This is a genomic window from Nostoc sp. NZL, from assembly GCF_015714705.1.
In the GTDB taxonomy this organism is placed as follows: domain Bacteria; phylum Cyanobacteriota; class Cyanobacteriia; order Cyanobacteriales; family Nostocaceae; genus Nostoc; species Nostoc foliaceum_A.
On record NZ_WBKL01000102.1, the window covers coordinates 1 to 23,237 of the forward strand.

24 protein-coding genes and 1 pseudogene are annotated in these 23,237 nt (G+C 41.8%); 13 read left to right on the forward strand and 12 right to left on the reverse strand.

Translation table 11 applies throughout. The annotated features are described in order from the left end of the window. Positions 1-58: 58 nt before the first annotated feature. Positions 59-337 (reverse strand): phosphoribosylformylglycinamidine synthase subunit PurS, encoded by a 279-nt coding sequence (gene purS, locus F8R90_RS14320; RefSeq protein ID WP_190894877.1) that lies wholly within the window; start codon positions 335-337, stop codon positions 59-61. A gap of 144 nt (positions 338-481) precedes the next feature. Here purS and F8R90_RS14325 point away from each other — a divergent pair, with 144 nt between their 5' ends. After that, complete coding sequence (locus F8R90_RS14325) at positions 482-886, forward strand: Fur family transcriptional regulator (RefSeq protein WP_196511314.1); 405 nt, start codon at positions 482-484, stop codon at positions 884-886. Between the two features lie 110 nt (positions 887-996). On the opposite strand, the gene F8R90_RS32890 is transcribed toward F8R90_RS14325, so the two are convergent. The 3 genes from F8R90_RS32890 to F8R90_RS32900 are packed head-to-tail and all read right to left on the reverse strand — an operon-like array spanning position 997 to position 1,962. After that, positions 997-1,251 carry a hypothetical protein gene (locus tag F8R90_RS32890; RefSeq protein WP_230966317.1) on the reverse strand — a complete coding sequence of 85 codons (255 nt, stop codon included), beginning with the start codon at positions 1,249-1,251 and terminating at the stop codon, positions 997-999. Beyond that, positions 1,211-1,531 carry a hypothetical protein gene (locus F8R90_RS32895; RefSeq protein WP_230966318.1) on the reverse strand — a complete coding sequence of 107 codons (321 nt, stop codon included), beginning with the start codon at positions 1,529-1,531 and terminating at the stop codon, positions 1,211-1,213. Before F8R90_RS32895 ends, F8R90_RS32890 begins: the two co-directional genes overlap by 41 nt. Then, the gene (locus F8R90_RS32900) at positions 1,525-1,962 is read right to left on the reverse strand and encodes an NB-ARC domain-containing protein (protein WP_230966319.1); all 438 of its coding nucleotides are present in this window, start codon (positions 1,960-1,962) and stop codon (positions 1,525-1,527) included. The genes F8R90_RS32895 and F8R90_RS32900 overlap by 7 nt, the downstream gene beginning before the upstream one ends. Positions 1,963-2,217: 255 nt before the next feature. Here F8R90_RS32900 and F8R90_RS14335 point away from each other — a divergent pair, with 255 nt between their 5' ends. Continuing rightward, positions 2,218-2,886 (forward strand): peptidoglycan-binding protein, encoded by a 669-nt coding sequence (locus tag F8R90_RS14335; RefSeq protein WP_196511315.1) that lies wholly within the window; start codon positions 2,218-2,220, stop codon positions 2,884-2,886. A gap of 187 nt (positions 2,887-3,073) precedes the next feature. On the opposite strand, the gene wecB is transcribed toward F8R90_RS14335, so the two are convergent. Next, entirely contained in the window at positions 3,074-4,204 is a 1,131-nt protein-coding gene (wecB, locus tag F8R90_RS14340; protein ID WP_196511316.1) for a non-hydrolyzing UDP-N-acetylglucosamine 2-epimerase, read from the reverse strand. A gap of 246 nt (positions 4,205-4,450) precedes the next feature. Next, positions 4,451-4,825 (reverse strand): hypothetical protein, encoded by a 375-nt coding sequence (locus tag F8R90_RS14345; protein WP_190894869.1) that lies wholly within the window; start codon positions 4,823-4,825, stop codon positions 4,451-4,453. A 736-nt stretch (positions 4,826-5,561) separates the two neighbouring features. Here F8R90_RS14345 and F8R90_RS14350 point away from each other — a divergent pair. From F8R90_RS14350 to F8R90_RS14370, 5 genes are all read left to right on the forward strand, one after another. Continuing rightward, positions 5,562-6,836, forward strand: a complete 1,275-nt coding sequence (locus tag F8R90_RS14350; protein ID WP_190894868.1) for a type IV pilus twitching motility protein PilT — start codon at positions 5,562-5,564, stop codon at positions 6,834-6,836. Between the two features lie 44 nt (positions 6,837-6,880). Then, entirely contained in the window at positions 6,881-7,102 is a 222-nt protein-coding gene (locus F8R90_RS14355; protein WP_230966320.1) for a hypothetical protein, read from the forward strand. Between the two features lie 6 nt (positions 7,103-7,108). Beyond that, positions 7,109-7,855: a transposase gene (locus F8R90_RS14360; RefSeq protein ID WP_331000639.1), complete on the forward strand. Its 747-nt coding sequence runs from the start codon at positions 7,109-7,111 to the stop codon at positions 7,853-7,855. Positions 7,856-8,101: 246 nt separating this feature from the next. Next, positions 8,102-8,860, forward strand: coding sequence for a circadian clock KaiB family protein (locus F8R90_RS14365; protein WP_230966241.1), 759 nt, complete (start codon positions 8,102-8,104; stop codon positions 8,858-8,860). Between the two features lie 977 nt (positions 8,861-9,837). Further along, positions 9,838-10,443, forward strand: a complete 606-nt coding sequence (locus F8R90_RS14370; RefSeq protein ID WP_196510737.1) for a DUF4360 domain-containing protein — start codon at positions 9,838-9,840, stop codon at positions 10,441-10,443. 430 nt (positions 10,444-10,873) lie between these two features. Here the strand turns inward: F8R90_RS14370 and F8R90_RS14375 are convergent, their stop codons facing one another. Beyond that, positions 10,874-11,500: a CPP1-like family protein gene (locus tag F8R90_RS14375; protein ID WP_190894865.1), complete on the reverse strand. Its 627-nt coding sequence runs from the start codon at positions 11,498-11,500 to the stop codon at positions 10,874-10,876. Between the two features lie 576 nt (positions 11,501-12,076). Here F8R90_RS14375 and F8R90_RS14380 point away from each other — a divergent pair. Continuing rightward, positions 12,077-12,796: a response regulator transcription factor gene (locus F8R90_RS14380; protein WP_196510736.1), complete on the forward strand. Its 720-nt coding sequence runs from the start codon at positions 12,077-12,079 to the stop codon at positions 12,794-12,796. 638 nt (positions 12,797-13,434) lie between these two features. Here F8R90_RS14380 and F8R90_RS33450 read toward each other — a convergent pair. After that, positions 13,435-13,557, reverse strand: coding sequence for a hypothetical protein (locus tag F8R90_RS33450; RefSeq protein ID WP_269141753.1), 123 nt, complete (start codon positions 13,555-13,557; stop codon positions 13,435-13,437). Between the two features lie 71 nt (positions 13,558-13,628). Further along, positions 13,629-13,820: pseudogene (locus tag F8R90_RS14385) on the reverse strand (DUF2811 domain-containing protein); the annotation flags it as partial. Positions 13,821-14,292: 472 nt separating this feature from the next. On the opposite strand from F8R90_RS14385, the gene F8R90_RS14390 reads away from it, so the two are divergent. Beyond that, the gene (locus F8R90_RS14390) at positions 14,293-15,564 is read left to right on the forward strand and encodes an MFS transporter (protein ID WP_196510734.1); all 1,272 of its coding nucleotides are present in this window, start codon (positions 14,293-14,295) and stop codon (positions 15,562-15,564) included. Positions 15,565-15,727: 163 nt separating this feature from the next. After that, positions 15,728-16,063, forward strand: coding sequence for a hypothetical protein (locus tag F8R90_RS14395; protein ID WP_196510733.1), 336 nt, complete (start codon positions 15,728-15,730; stop codon positions 16,061-16,063). Positions 16,064-16,169: 106 nt separating this feature from the next. Here the strand turns inward: F8R90_RS14395 and hisIE are convergent, their stop codons facing one another. After that, positions 16,170-16,820: a bifunctional phosphoribosyl-AMP cyclohydrolase/phosphoribosyl-ATP diphosphatase HisIE gene (hisIE, locus tag F8R90_RS14400; RefSeq protein WP_196510732.1), complete on the reverse strand. Its 651-nt coding sequence runs from the start codon at positions 16,818-16,820 to the stop codon at positions 16,170-16,172. Between the two features lie 93 nt (positions 16,821-16,913). Next, entirely contained in the window at positions 16,914-17,108 is a 195-nt protein-coding gene (locus tag F8R90_RS14405; protein WP_196510731.1) for a ChaB family protein, read from the reverse strand. Positions 17,109-17,213: 105 nt separating this feature from the next. On the opposite strand from F8R90_RS14405, the gene hemL reads away from it, so the two are divergent. Continuing rightward, positions 17,214-18,512, forward strand: a complete 1,299-nt coding sequence (gene hemL, locus F8R90_RS14410; protein WP_190894858.1) for a glutamate-1-semialdehyde 2,1-aminomutase — start codon at positions 17,214-17,216, stop codon at positions 18,510-18,512. Between the two features lie 355 nt (positions 18,513-18,867). Here hemL and F8R90_RS14415 read toward each other — a convergent pair whose 3' ends face one another. Further along, positions 18,868-19,674 (reverse strand): fasciclin domain-containing protein, encoded by an 807-nt coding sequence (locus F8R90_RS14415; RefSeq protein ID WP_190894857.1) that lies wholly within the window; start codon positions 19,672-19,674, stop codon positions 18,868-18,870. 728 nt (positions 19,675-20,402) lie between these two features. Here F8R90_RS14415 and F8R90_RS14420 point away from each other — a divergent pair. Both F8R90_RS14420 and F8R90_RS14425 read left to right on the forward strand, forming a co-directional pair. Next, complete coding sequence (locus tag F8R90_RS14420; RefSeq protein ID WP_196510730.1) at positions 20,403-21,197, forward strand: glutathione S-transferase; 795 nt, start codon at positions 20,403-20,405, stop codon at positions 21,195-21,197. Positions 21,198-21,264: 67 nt separating this feature from the next. Beyond that, a complete protein-coding gene (locus F8R90_RS14425; protein ID WP_196510751.1) occupies positions 21,265-22,995 on the forward strand; it encodes a helicase HerA domain-containing protein in 1,731 nt (576 codons plus the stop codon). Positions 22,996-23,237: the final 242 nt, after the last annotated feature.

Genomic DNA, 23,237 nt, shown 5'->3' on the forward strand with positions numbered 1-23,237 from the left:
GGGGCAGGGGGCAGGAGTTCTTAATCTTCCTCTGCCTTCTCTGCCCCATGACCAGTCCTTAAAAGACTCCCGTTTGGGTTTCGACCTCAATCAAATCAAAGCGGTAATTTTCAATTACAGGATTTGCTAACATTTGGTCACAAATGCGATCGAGGTCTTGACGCGCTTTCTTCTCATCAGACGAGGTAATGGTGAGTTCAATGTACTTGCCAATCCGCACCTGGTCAACGTTCTCGTATCCCAGTTGCTTAAGACCGGATTGTACAGCCACACCAGCGGGGTCTAAGACTGAAGGACGAAGGGTCACGAAAATTTTGGCTAGATACTTGGTTTGCACGGGCTTTTTCTAAATGCTGCGATCGCTATACTATAACTTTCTGTTCCAACTGAGTGAAAATAAGATTACGAAGCGGTTAAAGTTAATTGATCAATTAGCCCATCTAACAGCTTCAACTACAGTGGCATATTTAAATAATTGTCTATGAGAGCCATACGCACCCGCAGTCAAGAGCGTATTTTCAACCTACTGAAAACCATTAAAAAAGGCATTTCCGCCCAGGATATTTACGTAGAACTACGTAACTCTAATCAGAGCATGGGTTTAGCGACAGTTTACCGCTCCTTAGATGCCTTAAAACTCGAAGGCATAGTACAAGTGCGGAATTTGGCTAACGGTGAAGCCCTCTACAGCCTAGCACAGCAAGACAAACACCACCTTACTTGCTTGCAATGCGGTGTCTCAATTCCAATTAATCAATGCCCCGTTCATGACTTAGAAGACCAGTTAGAATCCAGCCATAAGTTTAAAGTTTTTTACCACACCCTAGAGTTTTTTGGGTTGTGCAGTCAATGCCAAGTAAATCAAGCTACTGGAATTAGTCAATAATTATACCAATTTTATGAGAGGAATAAAGCGTATTTTACTTCTGAATTCTGTTAGCGCAGCGGGGCGCAGCCCATTCCGACTCCTGAATTCTGCTGTAATAAATGCTTGATTCAAATAAAACTCAACCACCTAAATACGTCTGCAACTGTTAATTGCCAATTTTCCAAAACACTCAATACGGGTAAAATATCTTGTTTTTCTTTTAATTCTGGTAATTTATTGGGTTCAAAAATCATGATTGACTCATCAACAAAATCGAGCAACCAACCTAGCTTTGCTCCATTTTGAATAAATCCTGGGTAGCCGCTGCCACCATCTTTAGTGCTAGGGGATTGCCGCCATAGTGGTGGACGAGGTTTTGCCATTCGGTCTCTGACCCCATACAATACATATCCCTCTTTGCCGAAAGATACCCCGTCCATCATCTTGAGTCAGTCCACTTAAGGGCAATGATCGCACCATGCTCCGTTCGCCTTCCAGTATTGCTATTTCCTGTGGATTCTCGCGACTGGTCAGCAAGCAACAGCTTTGATGAGGCATTTCGCCCATCATTCTGAGCCATTGCCCATAGGCTTCATAGCCCGATCGCCACTGACCGGGTTGCTTACTGTGTAAAATGGTTTCAGCGTTATCTAAAATCAACAAACATCGCTGCGATCGCAAATACTCATCAATAAGATCAGCTTTTCATCCAGGGTGGCAGGAATGACGGGATCTTCTCCCTGAATGGGCATGAGAAATTTCAGCAGGTTCGACAGGAGTTCTTCTAACGGTGGCGCATTGGAGAGACTTCGCCACATGACAATCTCAAATTCCGCCTGCATTCCAAGTGCAGACTTTACAGCGATCGTACTTTTGCCAATTCCCCCGATGCCCAATAACCCGACAACGCGACATCCCTCAGCCATGATCCACTGCCATAGTTGCGCTAGTCCTGTCTCGCGTCCATAGAATACCGATGTATCAACAGCATTATCCCAGAGGACAATTCCTCTAACCCGTCCATGAGTAGAGCGTTCGCCTTTGGCATTGCGCTTTGTGCGATCGCGCTTGGGTTTCGTTGCATTAGAATCCATTGGCAACTATCAGGGTTATGGAGGGCAAAACAGATTTTTTCTCATGGGTACTGCACTATTTTCAAACTAATTAGTTAATTTACCCCATTATCCTGAAGAATATTTTTGGAAGTCCCTAATTTTATTTTTTCTTACTTCCGCTACCAGTAAAAACCTTTTTAAAGCACAGTGATATAAAATATACTAAGAATAAATACAGAGAAAATTGAAGTAATTCTCTGTGAGTACTCATTTTTTCATATAAAGGGGTGCATTATGGAATATCTTGCTTATTCTCACATGTTTATTGCTCAAGAAGAGGCATCGGGAAACACGAAATATAATCCGTCTAAATCTCAATTAAATGAGAAAAAACATCTGAAAATTTCTGACATAGTTATTACTAAAGAAGACACATCTGGAATAAGCAAACCTAAATTCAATTGGAAAAAACTTCTTAAATCTTCGGCTTGGTTAGCTTTAGCTGGTGTTGGTGTATTACTTATTGCTGCTGCTCAAATTCAAATGAGTTCGGCTGCATTTGTCAGGACTAACGGCAGTTGTTTGCGTATCCGTACAGGCCCAAGCACTAACTATTCGTATGTGGATTGTGTACCAAATGGCGCAACACTTCCAGCGATTGAAAGGTATGAAAACGGTTTTGCTAGGCTTTCTACGGGTAGATATGTTTTTGCCCGATGGGTTGGTGATAGACCTAACTACCCTCCTGTGACTAGACCAGGTGGCGTTGGTGGTTCAGTTATTCTTACCCCTGGTTCTAGAGGTCAGCTTGTAAGAGACGTTCAAACAGCTTTAGGTAATCTTAGAGTTGATGGAATTTATGGTCAAGAAACTGTTAACAGAGTCCGAAGCTTTCAAGCAAGTAAAGGTCTACTTGTAGATGGTGTGGTAGGGCCCGAAACTAGAGTAGCTCTGGGTATTTAGCCAAAAGCCACCCTTTGAAAATCTCGTTTCTAAGTTCTAGCTGTTTTCTTGTGGGATGGGGAGAAATCTAGGCAAAATGTCTATCCCACAAGATTATGAGAAAAGCTAAAAAAAGAAAAATCGGCAGAAAAGCCGATTTTATGCACCCTGAAAAAGAGAAATTTTGCATTTTGTTTAATCTAAGTTCCTAAGTTGATGTTTCTGATGAAAGACCCAGGTAATTTTGTACAATCTGCAAAATGCGTTCTGCTGCATGACCATCCCCAAAGGGATTAATTGCATTTGCCATTGCTTCATAAGCATCTGGATTACTCAGTAACTCAGCAGCATTTGCAAAAATGTTCTCACTCGTAGTGCCTACAAGTTTGGCTGTACCGGCTGCAACAGCCTCTGGTCTTTCGGTAGTATCTCTCAAAACCAGTACTGGTTTTCCCAAGCTGGGGGCTTCTTCTTGCAAACCACCAGAGTCAGTGAGCAAAAGATGCGATCGCCCAATTGCTCCCACCAATTCCCCATAATCTAGAGGATCTGTCAAGAAAATTCGGGGGTGATTCCCTAAAAGTTCCTGCAATGGAACTCGCACTGTCGGATTGCGGTGTAATGGTAGCAGCAAAGCTGTATCAGGAAACTTGTCTAATATCTGTAAAAAGCCTTGAGCGATCGCTAAGAGCGGTTCTCCCCAATTCTCCCGACGATGAACTGTTGCTAACATAACCCGATATGATTTCCAGTCTAAGCCTGGTATATCACAAACTGCTTCGGTTGCAGCTATATTCAACAGCGCATCAATTACGGTGTTACCCGTCATATGAATTTCACCCAAAACACCAGAACGGTGCAAGTTCTCCACAGCCCAAGGAGTCGGCGCAAAGTGCAACTGAGTAATTTGAGAAATCAACCGCCGATTAGCTTCTTCTGGGTAAGGATTGAAGATATCATCAGTTCTTAACCCCGCTTCTACATGACCAATAGGGATTTTTTGATAAAAAGCTGCCAAAGCTGCGGCAAAAGCGGTAGTAGTGTCTCCCTGCACCACAACTAAATCTGGCTTTTTCTCCTTGAATAATGCTTCTAACCCTTGTAGACTACGGCAGGTAATATCATTTAAAGATTGTTGAACCTGCATAATTTCCAAGTCATAATCTGCCTTGATGTTGAACAGGTGCATAACTTGCTCAACCATCTCCCGATGCTGTCCAGTTAGAATTACTTGCAACTCAAAACTTGAAGACTTTTGGAAGACCTGAATCACGGGAGCTAGTTTAATTGCTTCCGGACGAGTACCCAAGATAATGCAAACCCGTTTTTGATTAGTCATTTGTCATTAGTCATCTGTCATTTGCCAATGGTTATAGTCAATGGTCTATGGACAATAGTCAATAGTTGTCGATCAATCATCACACAAATCATAAATATTAAAGGATGAATCATACAAAAAGCATGAAAAAACCCGGCTTAACCGGGCAGACACACTGTTTGTCGTATTTACCTGCAATGACTAATAGCATGAAAAAACCCGGCTTAACCGGGCAGACGCACTGTTTGTCGTATTTACCTGTAATGACTACATTTTAATCTCACAAGTTAAAGGGCAAGCAGCGTAAACAGTAGACTGCATTTGGTCTGCCTCTCCATGAAGCCAGCTTAACCATTTGATTTCACTGGGATGAACTCCTTTAAGAGTTAGTACACCCGCAGCCAATACAACTGCCATGACATTAAACATTATTAAAGCGCCTGCTACTAGCAAAACAGCACTAACAGGCATTACAGATTGCAAAATAATCGACAACAGACATCCGACCGTAGCCATCAAGACAACTAGTGGAAAACCCACAACCAACAAGCATACTGCCAATGTAAAAGTCCATATTAAAAAGCTTTTAATCATCAACAAGGAGTAGGTCTTTCCTAGATTAGAGCTTTGAGCAGAAACCATGACTTTTCCTCCCAAAAATACACAGCAAATTTTAATTTTTCAGTCATATCTCGCTTTTGGCGAGTAAACTGAAATTTGTTTCTCAGTGAAATTCAGTATATAAAAACTAATTGGGAAAATGAGCATTTGTTTACTAAACTTTACAGTTAATTTTTTGTAATTGTGAATGTAAAGTCAAGTTTCTATCTATTAAAAAAACTTGGTTCCTACATCTATCTTCAGGCATATAACCTAAAAGATATCAGCTTTTAACCTTGATCCCCAGGACATTACTCCTATTCTACTTAACATTTCTTATAAAAATTAATAGTAGTTCTCATAATTTATAGATGGGCTGAATAAATGCTCTGCTAGCGTTTGTGCTGTTAATTGCTGGCAACTCATGTCCATGCCTGGGATAAATTTCTCATCTAAGGGCTTAAAATATTATATTTTATTATTTTGTAACATATAATACTGAATAAGCTATGTATTATTTCTGAGGTGTTTTGAGTCCTTGCGTGTGTTAAACCAGTTTAGATAGGTTAAATAATTTATCTAAATCTTCTGAGTAATGGAATCTTAGAGAAAAAAGATACAAACTGATGTGGATGAAATGGATTGACCGTGGTTCTAGAGTTTCAATCGCCTCCCATCACCGCTAGGGCTTGCACGCAAGCATTCTCCAAAAGTCATCGAAGCAAGTGACTTGACTTCTCGTTAATTCAACTTTATTAACTGCCAAATGTGAAGATATATGACAGAATCACAGTCTCCATTAAATTCTAACTCTGCTGCTGGACGTAACCTGCCACCAATGCCGCCACCACCGCCAACCTTTAGTACACAGCGGCAGATGACACAAACATTGGATATGTCAATGGATAGGAGCACTAACGCGCCTGTTGCAGGTCATCGTCCGGGTAGTCCACCGCCAATCCCTAGTTCAGTTCGCCCTCAAAACAGCAGTCCAGAACTCACTTTAGCGAAGTTAATTCGAGAAGCTTACGATCAGGGATATTCTGACTTGCACTTAGGTGTGGGTGAAGTACCCCGCTTCCGCAGTCGAGGAGAAATTCAATCAACGGATTATCCAGAAACAGATAAAGAAGCTTTTATGAATTGGTTGCGGGAGGTGATGAGTGAGGGGGAAATTCAGCGCTTTGAAGAACACTTAGAATTTGACGGAGCAACTCAATACGACTTTGCTCGCGTGCGGATTAATGTTTTTGGCTCCCTCAAAGGGGCTGCAATGGTGTTGCGGTTGATTCCGCTGAAAATTTTAACTATGGAACAGTTAAACTTACCCCCAGTTTTTCGGGATATTTGTCATCATCACAAAGGTTTAATTTTGGTGACTGGGCCCACTGGTTCTGGTAAGTCCACCACAATGGCAGCGATGGTTGACTACATCAATAAGGAGATGGCCAAGCATATCATCACCATTGAAGATCCAATAGAATTTGTCCATCAAAGCCGCAAGTCTTTAGTCAAACAGCGGGAAGTGGGAATGCATACACGGAAATTTGACAACGCTTTGAAAGCAGCTTTGCGGGAAGACCCAGATTTGATTCTGGTCGGTGAAATGCGGGATAAGGAAACAGTCAACACCGCTTTAAAAGCTGCTCAGACTGGTCACTTGGTCATGGGAACCCTGCACACCAATAGTGCTGTCAAAACCATTGAGCGGATTCTCAATCTCTACTCTGGTGACGAACAAGATGCAATGCGGGTAGCAGTTTCTGAGTCTTTAGTGGCAGTAATTGCCCAAGGTTTGTGTCGCACAACTGATGGGAAGCGGGCTGCTTTCCACGATGTGCTAATTAATACCGAGGCAATTAAAGAATGGATCAAAGACGGCAAGTATGATGAAATTGGCGAGTTGATGAAACAAGCTAGCTTTGACGGCATGATTACGATGAATCAGTCGTTGCTCAATCTCTATCAAGACGGTCGCATTACTGAAGAAACTGCTTTAGAAATGTCACCAACTCCTAACGAAATGGCGCAGTTTCTCCGAGGTAGAGTTTAAGATTGGGGATTAAGGATTGTCTCATTCCCAGTCTGAGACTATTGGTGACAACTAAAGAAAAAGGTAATGTTGTCAAGAGGTGCATTTCTAGGAAAAAAGTGATGTGGAAGGCACGGGTAGGAAATCCAGACCACAAGCGATCGCGAAATATGCCCGCAGTAGAAAACGAAGTGCTGGCAGCGCAGATGGAAGAGCTATTAACATTGAGAGTTTACAAGAAAAAAGCTGTTTACTCGCCGGAAAAATCTACGCCATTGTGGATTTAACAACCCATTTACCAGTACAAATTCGATTCGAGGAAAATCCATATTGTTCGGATGCTCCCGATGTGGGGTTGGTTACGCAGTCGTACACCAACAGCAACTTTATTGATCTTTGATAGAGGTTTTTATGATTTTACTGAGTTTGCGGCACTTGTTACTCAAGGTGTTGCTTGGATAACTCGACTAAAAAAAGCCAGCTACCGCGTCCAAAAAACCTTAAGTCATACGCCAAAACTTGTTGACCAAATCATTGAATTGGGGCACAAACGGGGACGGGCAAAGCCAATAGTTGTGCGTTTGATAGAAATCAAGTGCGGTAATACTTGGTATAAGTACATTACCAGTGTTACTTGCCCAATGGAGTTACCTCCCGATGTAATTGCTGACCTCTATAGTCGAAGATGGCAGATTGAAACTGCATTTTGTCTGGTGAAGCGGTTATTAGGACTTGCCTATTTGTGGACAGGTTCTCTTAATGGCATCAAGCTTCAAATCTGGGCTACTTGGTTGTTTTATGCTGTTTTACTTGATGTCGCTGATGCTGTAGCTGATGAACTTGCTATTGAAACTGACAAAATTTCCCTGGAAATGTTATTTCGCTCTTTTTACCACTTTCACTATGCTTACAATCACGGGCTTGCTACTGATCTGATTGCTTACCTTGTTTCTCCCAAAAATCGAGATTTGGGAATTGTTAAATATCAACCCAAATCCCGACAGCAACCCACTTTGAACTTATCTCCGCACCCCACTTGACATTTTGACGCTCACTTTAAGTTGTCACCAATAGTCTCAGACTGGGAATGCGAATTCAGAGGCTCCGCCTCCAATTTTAGCGGTAGCCGCCCAATTAAGATTGTTTCTAGTCAGAGACTAGAAACGAGATTTACATGTTTTTTAATAGGTTCGCAATTTTCTAGCTGATCCTGGTTGCGGTTATAGCTAAGGTAAAAGGTAAAAGAGAGAACTTTTACTTTTAGCTTCCTAGCCTCTGTGAATATCTTGACGACAAACAAACTATCTACACCCCAGTTGTTTAAAGGCATTGCGCTATTTACACCTGGAGGAGATTTAATTTATTGCATCGACCCTAGCAAGCAAGGTCGATGGCACTTGCATTTGTGCTCGGCTTTGCAAGAAATCCTAGATTTGCCAGAGCCGCCGCATTTTTTAGTGCCTTGTTATACTGCTACTATTGACAACTGGTTAGATCCACGCACTCAACAAGTGCGAACTTTTGCTGAAGCTTATCCAGCTGTAATTAGACATCAAGCTTTGCTTAATGCCATTTTTGGCACAGGGGAATTAGTATGGCAAGCTGCTCCCTGGCAAGAGGGGTTGTGCGATCGCATGGTGTTAACAACTTATCGTTCCTCATTTTCGCAGCTTTGGGAGGATCATGACTTAATTGTTCGTCTAGACCTTTCTGATCCTGTGCCAAAATACCACCAGCCAGTAATAGTACAAAAAAAGGAAGTAATCACTCAAGGCTATGTTCTGCGCTTGTTTGTTGCAGGACATAGCAGTACCACCGAACGCATTCTGCAAAATTTACACGAATTGTTGGAGCGATCGCTCGGACATCCTTATACTCTGAAAGTGATTGATGTTTTAACTCATCCAGAACAAGCAGAACTCAATCAGGTTTCTGCAACTCCCACCCTTGTCAAAGTTTGGCCGCACCCAATTCGGCGAATCGTTGGAGAGTTGGATCATGTAGAAAAGATTTTACAGATGTTAGCTGCTAAGGAAAAATTTTAAGTTTTATAACGATATCATCATAGAAAGTGCGTAGATGTCGCCCAACCCAGGCATCGCTTTAAGGTCAGCTAGGTACAGTTTGGTGCATCGTGGCAAATTTAGGGTTAAAAGTGAAACGCAGAGGTTTGAGGGGTGGCAATTGTTTTCGCTAGGAATAAAAGAAAGTCTGTAGTTGAGCTTAAGGACTTGACGGCTGTATAATCTTTCAAATATCCGCGCAGCTTATGTAGAATGGCTTTCAGATATTTTCGTCTAGCACAATTGCCACTCTTTATGTTAGAATTTTGCACCCCGCGCTATTAAACCTTAAAAACCAAATAAGGCAGGGTTTTCAGAGAGAAGCGATCGCAATCAACTAGAATCCTTATTAGAGATTGAAACTGGTGGCTCAAGTGATTCATCGTAAAAAATAGAAAATCGCAATCAACTAAAATCCCTATTAGGGATAACGATCGCATATCAGTTGTTCGGGTATGTCCACCGCGTTTAGCTGGTGGAATCAAAAGAGCTAAAATTGCTCATTCTGAGTCACTAAGGTCTGTAGAATAAGGCTTTCGCATTATTTACTATGTAGATATACTGCATAAACAGTATAGTATCGTTGCGTTTTTACCTGATGACCCTCCTTTAGATTTACTTTATAAATAGCCTCTTAGCAATACCTGGATTTCTCGCAAGTGGAAAATCCAGGCATAGTAAGTCATGTAAAAAGTTAAAGGTGAATTTCACCTGACGAGGGTAACTTAGTTTACTGGAGTTCGAAAATGATTAATAACCAAGAAATACCAAGTAGAGTTCAAAAATACTGAATGCAAGACATTATTACTCAGTAAATATACTTTGTATTTGAATCTTACAGTTATTCTTCTACAGGATTGTTTCCCCTTTATCTTTTATGAATAGCCTCAGAGATTTCCGAAATTGGTCGCATCCAATTTGGATTTAATACTATTGAAAATACTCAAGACAGGTGAGTGATGAATAATCAAAACTTCAAGAAAACATCTAACAACTTTATAAAAGCTTTTCTGGCTGCGGCTACACTGATGACGGCTTCTATCGGCCCTGCTTTTGCTAACGACAAAGTTGAAATTTTAGGTGCAGAATATGGTGGTAACGGTTGCCCTGAAGGATCTGCTAGTGTGGGTGTGAGTCCCGATGGCCAAGAGCTAAGTATTCTATTTGATAAGTTTATAGCTCTGGGGAATAAGACAGCAGAAAGACGCAAAAGCTGTAACTTGAGCATTCCGATTCAAGTACCTCAAGGCTTTCAAATTTCCCTCTACGATGCTGATTATCGGGGCTATGTTGCTCCCGCCACAATTGGCAGACTAAGAGCAGAGTACTTTTTTGCTGGTCAACGTGGCCCTGTTTTTTCTAGGACATTTAACGGCGAAAGAGACTACAACGTTCGAGATCAATTAGTGACTGTGGCTGATGTCTGGTCACGCTGTGGCGACAGTGTAAATATGCGGGTGAATGCTGCGATGACCGCCAATGGTCAAGGGATGGCGACTGTTGACTCCTTTGACCTCGCCCACCGTGGTTTGGTTTATCACATCAAATATCGCAAGTGTATTTAGGTCTTTTTAAAGCAAGGAGCAACCAAACTCTTAGCTTTGGAAGGGTGTACCTGAACCGGGACAACACTAACTATTAAGTCCCGAAATAAACCTCCTCTGTTTAAATTCTGCTCTGGGCGCAGGCCAGAGCAGTTTTACTTTTTAGCTATCTTGGTATAAAAATCTTCATCGGTACGTTTAAAACTAGGTCGCTGTATCAAGCTGTTGATATCTTGTCGAAAATACTATTTTCTTTGTTAACTAACCTGCGGAATATGGATTTAGGTTTCAACTTTAGGGTTTTCAGCCAACATTTTTATAATCTAATCAGCATTCAGGTTGAAAATTAAAATAGGAGTCAGAAAAGGTATTCTGACTCCTGATTTTATTATTTAAGAAGAACACACATAAACCACGTCTTCTTTATAGAAACTTGCTTACCAGTAGCAATTTAGCGTAGAAAGCTACTAACCAACCACAGCAATATAAACGTCACTACAGTAGAGAACTGATTGGTTCCCAGACTGGCAAATGATATTTGTGGTAATAGCCAGCTAGCAACTAGTCCCCCAGCGATTAAGCCAATTATTAAACTGACCAGGGTGAACAAAACTGCTCTGCCAAATTTGCCTTCCTTACGATTGAGAAAGTAAATACTGGTGCCTACCCCAACTACCAATGCTAACTGCAAAACCTGATCGCCTCCCTCTGGATAAAACAGGCTAATAGAACTCAAACCAAGAAACCAAGCTCCTGGTAAGAGTATATCCGCAGGCGTTGGCTGATCCAGCATGCGTTGCAGCCATGCAGGTGACTGCTCGCGAGGGGTTGGACTTTCTTTTGGAGGCGATTGCACGCGCAATTCGGGAAACCTGATACGCTCAGGGACTTTAATTTTACCTTCCTGGCGCATCCGTAAGCGATCCATTAAAATCGCATCGTAAGCTGCTTCAATTACTTCTAAATGCTTGGCATCGCCACTATGTTGCTCGAATAGGCGATTACGAGCATCCTGAATTTCATCGAAGCTAGCCTCTTCTGATACCCCAAGTTTTTCGTAGGGATTTTGATCGCTCATGGGAGTTTGTTACTTCAGCCTCAGTCAGCGGCAGTCTTTTGTCGAAGAAAAAACAGCTTTAGGTTTTATTTTGATCGAAACTAAAGTCTCGACCTATTTTATGCCCTACCAGGATAGTAGCACGGGTTAGTTTGATCGACTTTGTAATTTCAACTATAGTCACTTTAACATATCACCATAACTCCGTGTATACCCTCATGTCGTTGCCTAATTCTGGCTCTAATCTAGAATTTGAACGGAGAGTACCTAAAACACATAGTTTTTATGAAGAAATCAACTTTTCTGTTTCAAATTTGGCAACTTACTGTGCCCTAATAGAGTTTTTTTTAATTATACTGAATAATCGCTTGTGGTATATAACCGCATATCGATTTAAAATTGAAACGTTTTAAGTTACCACCTAACTGGGATCAAGAACGTGTCTTGGTGTCAAGAACCTGATTAGAGTATTTATTTTTGAATGATCAGGATTCTCATACCGTAGCCATGTAGATTCTTAGTTAGTCCTAAAGTGGCAACTGCGTTTTTACGCAACCCTCTTGTTAATCTTACGAATTTTTGTGCAAAGTAATGGTCATGGCTCCTGCCAAGATTCTTGTAGTAGACGACGACCCTGCGGTTCGGAATTTAATCCAACGCTTTCTGATTAAGCAGAACTATCAGGTAGAGGCTGCCGAAGATGGAAAGACAGCCTTAACTCTATTTGAGCAATTTAACCCCGATTTGGTGATTCTAGATGTGAATTTACCAGATATCACTGGGTTTAACCTCTGCCAAGAGATGCAAAGTCGTAATGGTGTGTTTGTTCTGATGTTGACTAGCCGTGCTGACGAAGCTGACAAAATTCGCGGCTTTGCTAAAGGTGCTGACGACTATCTCACCAAGCCTTTTGGGCTAGGAGAGTTAGAAGTCAGAGTCGGAGCTATTTTGAGGCGTCAACGAGTGATAACTACTGCCGAGCAAAAACGCTTGGTATTTGAAAAGCTTATGATTGACCCAGTGCGACGGGAGGTGGCACTTAATAACCAAGCAGTACCTTTAACTGCTCTGGAGTTTGACTTGTTGCATTTTTTAGCCAGTCATCCAGGTCGAGTTTGGCGGCGTGCGGAGCTAATCCAAGAGGTATGGGACTATGAATATGTCGGCGATCAACGGGTTGTAGATGTCCATATCGGCCAAATTCGCAAGAAGATTGAAATTGATGCTAGTCAGCCAGCATTAATTCAAACTGTACGTGGTGTTGGGTATAAGTTTGAATCTCCTGCTCATCCCCAGCAATTGGAAGCTAAATCCTGAGTCAACAGTCTAGAGTTTTTTAACTCTTGACTGTTGACTCTTGGGGGAGAAATTAGTGAATTTCTTTGGCTTCGGTAAAAGACAAATTTTAGACAATCAAAATAGATAGATATTCCTCAAATACAGACCAGGCAATTATTTGAGATATTTATTTATCTGTTTGAGACAGTGGGCAGGAAGGAGAGTCCACTGGAAAATATTTCTTTGCATCTGACTGTTTTGGTAGATATAACGGTGCTGAGGTTGGAGTTAATAGAGGCGCACAGCTATCATTGGTGTCAATTTAATGTAAAAGTTATGTCCCGCAAGGAACCTCAGTTCCTTGCTAATAACAAAAGCCATCTCTTGATGACTAAATATACCCAAAAATCTTTAATCTACTTCAGTAGACTTTAGCTGTTAGCCTTGAACTTTAGTTCTAGGCGGGTGAGGAAGCCAACAGTTAAGCTATTTCTGACACCAATGACAGCTATGCGCCCCTACGAACGTGTTTGTATCCAAAATAAAACCGCTATACAACAAGTACTAACGGTCAACTAATATATTCAAGTCTTGCCTCAATTTTAAATCTTGCGCTATTACCAACTAGTAGTTTTGGCAACAGGAGAAACTATTGGAACCTCTTTAAGGATCAGAATCTACTGATCTTTTTTGTTGTAATATTGCCCCAACATGGCCGATCGCTTTGGATCAAAATCCCATTTATGGGGCACGGTTTGACGTGCCCCTATTAGGGCATGAGCCAGAATAACGCCGTTCATACCAGTACCTATGGGGTGTCTAGTAGATTAGCTGTTGCGGGTGAATCGATGCTGGGCATTTCTACTGTGGAGTGGTGGAACAAAGTTTCCAGATAGACTCGAGCAGCACGGCGATCGCTATCTCCATTTTGGAGTAAAAACAATGATAGCGCCGCCGTCAATACTCTGTTTTCATCCCAATCAGGATGGGTTTCTAAGTAGTTTTTTAAGGATTCGTGGAGTGTTTCGGGAATTTCAGTAAAGATGCTAACCGTTGCTTTCATGAGATTTTCCTCCTATGAGGATAATCAAGAGGGACAAGTTGCTTGCGGTAAAGCGGCTTAAGGCTACCTCACACGCTCTTTCGCTATCCCGTCAATCTACGCTTACATCTGGTGGTAATATATTTTACACATTTGATGCCAACGGTTGAACGGATTACAAAAGCAAGCCGAATCATTGTGCGCCAAGAGGGGGTGGGTTTGTCAATGCTGCGAAATGTTAAAAACGATTGTATAAAAAATAAACACGAACGAAATAATCAGCATTAGAACCGATTTTTCGTTACTTTACTTTACAAAAACTCAGCCCTTGAAGTTCCTTAGCACTGTTAATTAACAATCCCCAGTAAGACGGCAACAGCCTATTGACTCGTAGAGCACCTGTGGAAAACTGCTAAAATCCCTGTGGAAACCCTGTGGAATGAGTGAGGAAAATAGCAGCCAATGATAAGAATTACAAAAATGTCACCAAACTATGACATTTAAACTAATGAAATTAGCTTCTCAATCTCAGTTATCATCGTGGCTGCCCTCGATACATCGCCAGGTATGGATTTTCGCAATTGGTAGATTTCTGTCGGAAGTTGGCACCGGCTGTACCCTGTTTTACGCTCCGATCTTTTTTGTAAATCAAGTTGGTTTATCTGCAACCAGTGTTGGGGTAGCCTTGGGTAGCGCTTCGATTTCCGGCATTGTAGGGCGGATTGTAGGTGGTTCTTTGGCTGATTCTGGACACTGGGGACGTCGCCGCACTTTGTTGCTAGCGACGGCGATTTCAGCAATTGCTTCTCTAGTGTTAGCTGCAACCAATAATTTTACTATTTTGGTAATCGGTAGCTTGATTAGCGGTTTAGGGATAGGTTTCTATTGGCCGGCTGCTGAAGCTGTTGTTGCTGACGCTAGCCAAATTGACAATCGCCGCGAAACTTTTGCGATCGCTCGACTAGCTGATAATCTTGGGTTAGCGATCGGAATTGTGCTCGCTGGGTTTTTGATCGCGATAATTGGGAGTTATCGATGGCTATTTGTCATTGATGCCATCTCTTTTTTAGTATTTTTTGGGGTTGTCTATGTGGGAATTAGTGAAACCGAACAACAGCAGATAGGGAAATCTGAAAAGATAGAACTTTTTACTTCTTGGATTGCAGTATTAAGCGATCGCCGTTTCCTGGTGTATATAGCAGTTAATATATTCTTCACAATCTATATTTCTCAAATCCACAGCACCCTGCCGCTTTACTTCAAAAACTTTGTTATAAAAAGTACTATCGAAGGATTTGCTCAAACTACGATTAGTGTTCTATTTGCTTGGCATCTGGTGTTCGCCATCATCTGTCAGTTGCCTGTTACCAGTGTCTTAAAACGCTGCTCACACACACTCGCGCTCACTGTTTCCGCCATTCTTTGGGCAATTGGTTTTGGCCTGATTTGGGTAAGCGGCACTGCCCCATCTCATCATCTAGTTTGGGCAATATTGGCATTAGGAGTATTTGCTATGGCGATTGTTTCCTACAACCCATCTGCTGCCTCTTTAGTCACTGAGTTAGCCCCGGAAAATCAACGCGGCGTTTATTTTTCCATTAACGCTTTGTGCTGGGCTGTTGGCTCTTTTATTGGTCATCCCTTGGGTGGATGGGCATTAGATCATCCGCAAATTATTACCAATAGTTTCTGGCTATGCTTCATCTTGAGTGTGGCGATCGCTGTGGCAATTTTACAGTATCTCAATCGAATTTTGGCCGAGTAATCACCAAAATGGTATTATGCTCATGTTTAGCGATTTTATAGGGAGTTAAATCATAGTGGTACGTTGATACAACAAACGGACAAATCATTTAAATCGCTGCGATCAGGCTAAAAGTCCGATAAATTTTGATTTTTTGTTTGTTGTCATGGTGTCATAATCTACTATGAATATTCCTGCTTCGTATATCGAAAAAATTGGTGCTATCTATCCCAATATCTCTGTTGAGCATCTTGACTTTAATCAAGATGGAATGGTTAACGATGTGGTGATTGTTAATCATGAGATTGTATGTCGTTTTGCCAAAGATGACTGGGGAAAACAGGTACTTTCCCATGAAGCTAAGGTATTAGAAGTGGTGCAAAAATATGTTGAACTGCGAGTTCCCCACTTTGAACACCTGGGAGAAGGCTTTGCTAGCTATAGATTTATTAAAGGTGAACCACTATCTCGTAACACCTTGCTGAAGCTGAGTGATGCATCACAAGAGCATATCATCTAGAAAAAACGGCACACTTGCACACTTGTTTAATTTTAGAGACTGGCGAAGTTAGGGAAAAAGTTTTGTATTTACTTCCCCGACTCGCTCATTTATTTGCCTATATTATTTACTGACGACGTTCTTGCAACTTGCGATACACCGATTTCAAATCAACTTGATGGTGAGCTAAGGCAACCAAAGTATGATATAACAAATCAGCAACTTCACCTGCGATCGCATCTGCTTCATCATCCTTGAAGGCCATTACCACCTCAGCAGTTTCCTCACCAATCTTTTTCAAAATTTTGTTATCACCACCTGCGAACAATTTACAGGTATAAGAACTTTCAGTAGGATTATCGCGGCGATCGCATATTATTTGAAATAATTGCGACAATGTATCCCCTGGCGGTGGGGCAATTTTCCCTTCTATTTGGTGAAAGCAGCTGCGTTCTCCAGTATGGCAGGCAACATCTCCTAATTGTTCTACCCCTATGAGCAGCGCATCACTATCACAGTCATAACGGATACTTTGCACTTTTTGAATATGCCCAGAAGTTGCTCCTTTGTGCCACAATTCTTGCCGGGAACGGCTCCAAAACCAAGTTTCTTCAGTTTCCAAAGTCTTTTGTAACGACTCTTGATTCATCCACGCCATCATCAGGATAGTTCCATCCAAATAATCTTGGACAATTGCAGGCACCAGACCCCGTTCATCGTAGCGAATTTTCTCAACAGGGATGGTGTAATGCAGTGAGCGCGAATCGTTAGAAGACATACCAGCTAGTTTGCTCTAATGAGAATAATTTATGGATTCACGATACCATTCTGAATAGAGCAACTGGCATGTTTTTTTATTGCACTATCTTATCTAGCTCTCAACAAGAGTATTTCGTTCCATAGCAGACTGCATCTTTACAGCACTTAACGCGACTTTGTGAGCTTTTGAGGCTTCACCATACCAATGAATTGCCGAGTTAAAAGCTGCTCGGTAAAGATCCTGGTATGCTTCAGATAATCGAGTTTGAATATCTAGAGGCAAGTCTTTATTCGACTTGTATAACATATTGTTATTTTTTGGTTCAGCTATTTATATAGGATAGAAATTCTAAGCAGTTTTTGACCCTATCCTAAGATAGAGCTTTTTATTGCCCACTGTTAGGAGAGAACCTTGGTAAATACCACAATTAAAACAACAAAATCACAAGAAGTCTTCGCCGCTGCTCAAAACCTCATGCCAGGAGGAGTCAGTTCTCCTGTTCGTGCCTTTAAATCTGTGGGCGGACAACCCATCGTTTTTGATCGTGTTAAGGGCGCATATATTTGGGATATAGACGGCAACCAATACATAGACTATGTAGGTACTTGGGGCCCAGCTATTTGCGGTCATGCTCATCCAGAAGTAATTGCAGCGTTGCATGAAGCTTTAGAAAAAGGTACCAGTTTCGGTGCTCCCTCAGTCCTAGAAAATGTTTTGGCAGAAATGGTCATCGATGCCGTTCCTAGCATCGAAATGGTCAGATTTGTCAACTCTGGAACTGAAGCCTGTATGGGAGTTTTGCGACTAATGCGGGCTTTTACAAAACGAGACAAAATCATCAAGTTTGAAGGGTGCTACCACGGACACGCCGATACTTTTCTAGTGAAGGCAGGTTCTGGTGTTGCGACACTTGGCTTGCCAGACTCACCAGGAGTTCCGAAAGCGGCAACTAGCACCACTCTAACCGCGCCTTTCAATGACCTAGAATCTGTCAAAGCGTTGTTTGAAGAAAACCGTGACGAGATTGCTGGCGTTATTCTTGAGCCAGTTGTTGGTAATGCTGGATTTATTGCACCTGACGCGGGTTTCCTAGAAGGATTACGGGAACTAACTCATGAGCATGGAGCGTTATTGGTATTTGATGAAGTGATGACAGGCTTCCGTATTGCTTACGGTGGCGCTCAAGAAAAATTTGGCGTTACTCCCGATTTAACAACCTTGGGTAAGGTGATTGGTGGTGGTTTGCCAGTAGGAGCTTATGGCGGTCGTCGAGATATTATGTCAATGGTTGCTCCGGCCGGCCCCGTATATCAAGCTGGGACTCTTTCTGGTAATCCTTTGGCGATGACTGCTGGTATTAAAACTTTAGAATTGTTGCAAAAGCCAGGTACTTACGACTATCTTGAGCGGATTACTAAAAAGCTAGCAGATGGTTTGCTGCAAATTGCTAAAGAAACTGGTCATGCAGCTTGTGGCGGTCAAATCAGCGCGATGTTTGGTTTATTCTTTACCTCTGGCCCAGTTCATAACTACGAAGATGCGAAAAAGTCTGATACAGCTAAATTCGGACGCTTCCATCGGGGTATGTTAGAGCGTGGTATTTACTTAGCACCCTCTCAATTTGAAGCTGGGTTTACCTCTTTTGCTCACACCGAAGAAGACATTGAGCAGACTTTAGCGGTTGCACGGGATGTAATGTCTAGTCTGTAATGCAAACCTAGTCAAAGTAGGGGAGCAAATGCATCGCGGTGAGTCTAGCACTGTAGAAGCACAGTAATGCTCATACGTGTCAACTTAAGTTAAAACTCCTTTAAAACCTTGTTCCCAGTCGGAGACTGGGAACGAGATAAAAGCTTTTAGACTAGCTTTCACGTTAAGTTGACACCAATGCCTTGAAGACAGATATGGTTTGTCAAACCACTCATATTTGCTCTTGCGTGTCAATGAGTAAGTCATGCAATGTTCTTACAAAAAAACCGTCCAAAACTAGCATCTGAACGGAATTTTTTCGTATTAATATTTAATGCCAACCTAGTCTTCTACAGGTTGCACTGATACCGAAAAACTACAAATCAGGAGGTAAAATAACCTGATCAATTGCGTGGATTACACCGTTGCTGCCTGTGATATCTGCCTGAGTAACTTTAGCATCATTGACAGTTACACCAGTAGCAGGATCAACTTTAACGTTGATTGCGCCGCCTTCAAGGCTTTTAACTTCACCAGATTTCAAATCAGTGGACAATACCTTACCAGACACTACATGGTAAGTTAAAATCTTGAGCAATACTTCTTTGTTGTCTGGTTTTAACAATTCTTGCAAAGCATCTTGTGGCAACTTAGCAAAAGCTGCATCAGTGGGTGCAAAAATAGTTAAGTTATCTTTGCCTTGCAAAGCCCCAGTCAACCCTGCTGCCTTTAAAGCCTTAGTTAAGGTGGTAAAAGAAGCATTTGACTCTGCCAACGCTAACAAGTTTTTACCTTGATTGTCAGTTGCCCCTGGCCCTGGTGGAGTTGTAGTAGGTGTCTCAGTGGGTTGAGTTTCTGGGGTACTACGTGGGGTGCGGGGTGTTGGTTCACTAGGTGTAGCACTACCGCCCCGGTTATAAGGAGGCTCGTTGAAAATACTTGGTCTGGGATTTGTTTTACCACTTTGCTGCGCTACTTGTTGGCGTTTGGTATTGCCTTTTTCTATTGGGGAAGCGTTTGCTTCAAGCCGTTGACCCTGATTATAAGGGGCTTCGTTGAAAATACTGGGGTTAGGATTTAGTGCGGATTTCGCATCAGATGGTAAGGTAATGAGAAGGTTGAAACTAGTAAATCCTGCTATGCCTGCCAACGTGGTCAGCAATTTGCTGTAATTTGTCTTCATAAATTTTGTTTGTCTTTTTTGTCCACACATTACATAAAGATTTATAACATTTTGCTATGCACAAAATCTAACCGAAGAGGGAAGTAACATTATTCCTCCGAAGAGTTTGTGTTGACGAGGTTAAATATATAACCCCGACTAACGCTTAACAGATGAAATATACTTAGCATACATTTCATGTAAATTGAGCAGATTTTCTCCATCACACCAAAAGGAGTTAAAAAGTCTCACTTGGTATATCGTAAATTCTAAGAAAGTGGAAAAATCTCACATTTACAAGTTATGAATTATGACAAGCTTTGTTACAGAGTTTACCCAAGGTAAGCTTTTATACGAATTTATATATGACTTAATAGTTGCTAAAAAACCTGAGTTATATATGTGACAGGGCTACGGTGCCAAAATCCTCATTAATTGACTCAGTAAAAGTACATAAATTAAGTACTTAAATATCTTAAGTAGGCTAACCAGTTACGGAAATTAAAGTAACTGCTGAAGACTAAGACTTAGGGGTTCAATTGTTTTATGTATACCCAATTAAATTATTTAATTATTTGATAACTCAGAAAATAATATTTTTTCAATCGAGAATTTTTCTATAAACTCAGGTATAAGTTCAATCCTAATGTCAATTAGATAGATAATAAGCAACTAATGTTAAGAAAAATTACTTTAACTAAAGATACAATTGTAAAGTTAAGAAGTTGACCAGTTATAAGGTAGACAACATGTTGGAATTATACCAATGGGAACTATCTCAATACTCAGAGAAAGTGCGCCTAATTCTAGATTTTAAAGGACTAGATTACCGCAAAATAGAGGTTACGCCTGGTATTGGGCAAGTAGAACTGTTCCGGCTGACTGGTCAGAAACAAGTCCCAGTATTAAAGGATCGGAATAAGTATATTGCGGATTCTACGGAAATAGCTAAGTATTTAGACTTAGAATATCCCGATCGCCCGATAATACCGCAAGACCCTAAAAAACGGGGTTTAACTTTATTAATAGAAGAATGGGCTGATGAGTCCATAGGTATCAAAGGTCGCAAAGCACTATTTGCAGCCATAAGTCAAGATCAAAATTTCCGCAAGTCTTTATTACCCACCTCAACACCAGATATATTTAAAAGTCTGGTTGAAGGAGTACCTGCTGACTTACTGACAGTGATGGGTTTTGGCGTAGGTTATAGTCCAGATGTGATAAAGTCAGCGATCGCATCCTTAAAACAAGACTTGGAAGCGGTAACGTTATTATTGGCAGATAGTCCTTATTTAACAGGAGATGAGCCGACTTTAGCTGACTTGGCAGTGGCTGGCTTATCGATATTGCTCAAGTTCCCATCTGGCCCCTATCTGGATTTACCAGCTTCTATTAGAGGTAAAGGATTGCCAATCTTTGCAGAGAATATAGATTATGAACCATTCTTTAGCTGGCGCGATCGCCTTTATGCTCAATTCCGTAAACCATTAATCAGTACCACTCCACCAACGGGAAGTGCGCCAACTTCAATTCAGATTGACTAAGTAATGGGGCATTAGGCATTGGGCATGGGGGAAAATAACTAATGACTAATGACTAATGACTAATAAAATGAATTCGGGACAGCCATTAGGTTCGGTTATTCAAGGTTCTCTAACTGAAGGTTTAGAAGTACGATTGCATCCTGACATTTCTGTGGAAGATATGCGGGTAGGTAAGTTCCTCGTTGTGCAAGGGATGCGATCGCGTTTTTTTTGTATGCTGACAGATGTAGCATTGGGAGCTGCTAATGCCCGAATTATTGCAAATCCCCCCAGTTGGGAAGACACTTTTTTACGAGATGTTTTAGCCGGAAGTGGTACATACGGTACTATCAACCTCGCACCGATGTTGATGTTCACTCCTGAATCGGAAGAATCTTTCTCCCCCACAAATGGCAAATCCACAAACCCCTTCCTCCCATCGGTGACGGGCTTGGCTTCATTTGTGCCCCAAACCAGTACTACGATGGAATTGTTGCCTGTTAAAACTATTCCTAGCCACTTTAGTCAAGTTTACGAAGCAAGTGTTGACGATTTTCGCCGGGTATTTGGTTGGGAAGATGACCCCCAGAGGCGCAATTTTTCTATCGGCAAACCTTTGGACATGGATGTGCCCGTTTGCATCGATTTAAATCGCTTCGTGGAACGGAGTAATGGGGTTTTTGGGAAATCTGGTACTGGAAAATCCTTTCTAACACGGTTACTTTTAGCTGGTGTTATCCGTAAAAATGCGGCAGTAAACTTGATTTTTGATATGCACTCTGAGTATGGCTGGGAAGCTGTTGCAGAAGGGAAGAACGTAAATACAGTTAAGGGTTTAAAGCAACTATTCCCCAGCAAGGTAGAAGTTTACACCCTCGACCCGGAATCGACAAAGCGCCGGGGTGTGCGTGATGCTCAAGAACTCTATCTGAGTTACGAGCAAATTGAAGTTGAAGATATTAAGTTATGTAGTCGAGATTTAGGACTCTCTGACGCAGCCCTGGATAACGCCAATATTCTATATAGCGAGTTTGGCAAATCTTGGATTGTCCAGTTGCTGAATATGACTAATGAAGAAATCGAGATGTTTTGCGACGAGAAGCGCGGACACAAAGGCTCGATTATGGCATTGCAGCGCAAACTCCTGCGGATGGATAGCTTGAAGTACATGCGAGCGGTTTGCCCTCAGAATTATATTAGTAAAATTGTCCAGTGCCTGGAATCTGGGAAGAATGTTGTGATAGAATTTGGTTCCCAGTCTAATATGCTCTCTTATATGTTGGTGACGAATATGATCACCCGACGTATTCACGAGCATTACGTCAAGAAAGCAGATAAATTCCTGCAAAGCAAAAACCCGAGCGATCGCCCGACGCCATTGATGATTACCATTGAAGAAGCGCACCGTTTCCTTGACCCGGCTATCGTCCAAAGCACTATCTTTGGGACTATTGCCCGTGAACTGCGGAAGTACTTTGTCACACTTTTGGTAGTTGATCAACGTCCATCAGGAATAGATAATGAAGTTATGTCCCAGATCGGGACTCGCATTACCGCTTTGCTTAATGACGAAAAAGACATTGACGCGATTTTTACGGGTGTATCTGGTGGTAGCGGACTGCGATCGGTATTGGCAAAGTTAGACTCTAAGCAACAGGCTTTAATTTTGGGTCATGCTGTTCCGATGCCAGTAGTAGTGCGTACCCGTCCTTACGATGCAACTTTTTACGAAGAAATTGGTGAACCAGCCTGGGAAGAAAAACCTGACGCAGAAGTATTTGCCGCTGCTGAACTCGCCAAAGCTGACCTTGGATTTTAGATTGTCATTTGTCAGTTGTCCTACCCTGCGGGAAGCCGCTGGTGCGTCTATGTCCTTTGCAAATGAACAATGCTTCTCTACGAACGCGAACAGCGTGTCGGACACAGAGATTGCGCCAACGACTTACCTCGGTTTTGCTCGGCACGAGTCACTCAGTACAAATGACAAATGACCAATGACCAATGACTAATGCCCAATTCGTAACATCCCTCCATCCTCACAGCAAATTTAGTTCGGTTATC

Excerpts from the sequence above, each read along its gene's own strand:
- F8R90_RS14325 (WP_196511314.1), top strand. The coding sequence starts at position 482 with ATGAGAGCCATACGCACCCGCAGTCAAGAGCGTATTTTCAACCTACTG.
- F8R90_RS32890 (WP_230966317.1), bottom strand. The coding sequence starts at position 1,251 with ATGGCAAAACCTCGTCCACCACTATGGCGGCAATCCCCTAGCACTAAA.
- F8R90_RS32900 (WP_230966319.1), bottom strand. The coding sequence starts at position 1,962 with ATGGATTCTAATGCAACGAAACCCAAGCGCGATCGCACAAAGCGCAAT.
- F8R90_RS14335 (WP_196511315.1), top strand. The coding sequence starts at position 2,218 with ATGGAATATCTTGCTTATTCTCACATGTTTATTGCTCAAGAAGAGGCA.
- wecB (WP_196511316.1), bottom strand. The coding sequence starts at position 4,204 with ATGACTAATCAAAAACGGGTTTGCATTATCTTGGGTACTCGTCCGGAA.
- F8R90_RS14345 (WP_190894869.1), bottom strand. The coding sequence starts at position 4,825 with ATGGTTTCTGCTCAAAGCTCTAATCTAGGAAAGACCTACTCCTTGTTG.
- F8R90_RS14350 (WP_190894868.1), top strand. The coding sequence starts at position 5,562 with ATGACAGAATCACAGTCTCCATTAAATTCTAACTCTGCTGCTGGACGT.
- F8R90_RS14370 (WP_196510737.1), top strand. The coding sequence starts at position 9,838 with ATGAATAATCAAAACTTCAAGAAAACATCTAACAACTTTATAAAAGCT.
- F8R90_RS14375 (WP_190894865.1), bottom strand. The coding sequence starts at position 11,500 with ATGAGCGATCAAAATCCCTACGAAAAACTTGGGGTATCAGAAGAGGCT.
- F8R90_RS14380 (WP_196510736.1), top strand. The coding sequence starts at position 12,077 with ATGGCTCCTGCCAAGATTCTTGTAGTAGACGACGACCCTGCGGTTCGG.
- F8R90_RS33450 (WP_269141753.1), bottom strand. The coding sequence starts at position 13,557 with ATGAACGGCGTTATTCTGGCTCATGCCCTAATAGGGGCACGTCAAACC.
- F8R90_RS14390 (WP_196510734.1), top strand. The coding sequence starts at position 14,293 with ATGACATTTAAACTAATGAAATTAGCTTCTCAATCTCAGTTATCATCG.
- F8R90_RS14395 (WP_196510733.1), top strand. The coding sequence starts at position 15,728 with ATGAATATTCCTGCTTCGTATATCGAAAAAATTGGTGCTATCTATCCC.
- hisIE (WP_196510732.1), bottom strand. The coding sequence starts at position 16,820 with ATGTCTTCTAACGATTCGCGCTCACTGCATTACACCATCCCTGTTGAG.
- F8R90_RS14405 (WP_196510731.1), bottom strand. The coding sequence starts at position 17,108 with ATGTTATACAAGTCGAATAAAGACTTGCCTCTAGATATTCAAACTCGA.
- F8R90_RS14415 (WP_190894857.1), bottom strand. The coding sequence starts at position 19,674 with ATGAAGACAAATTACAGCAAATTGCTGACCACGTTGGCAGGCATAGCA.
- F8R90_RS14420 (WP_196510730.1), top strand. The coding sequence starts at position 20,403 with ATGTTGGAATTATACCAATGGGAACTATCTCAATACTCAGAGAAAGTG.
- F8R90_RS14425 (WP_196510751.1), top strand. The coding sequence starts at position 21,265 with ATGAATTCGGGACAGCCATTAGGTTCGGTTATTCAAGGTTCTCTAACT.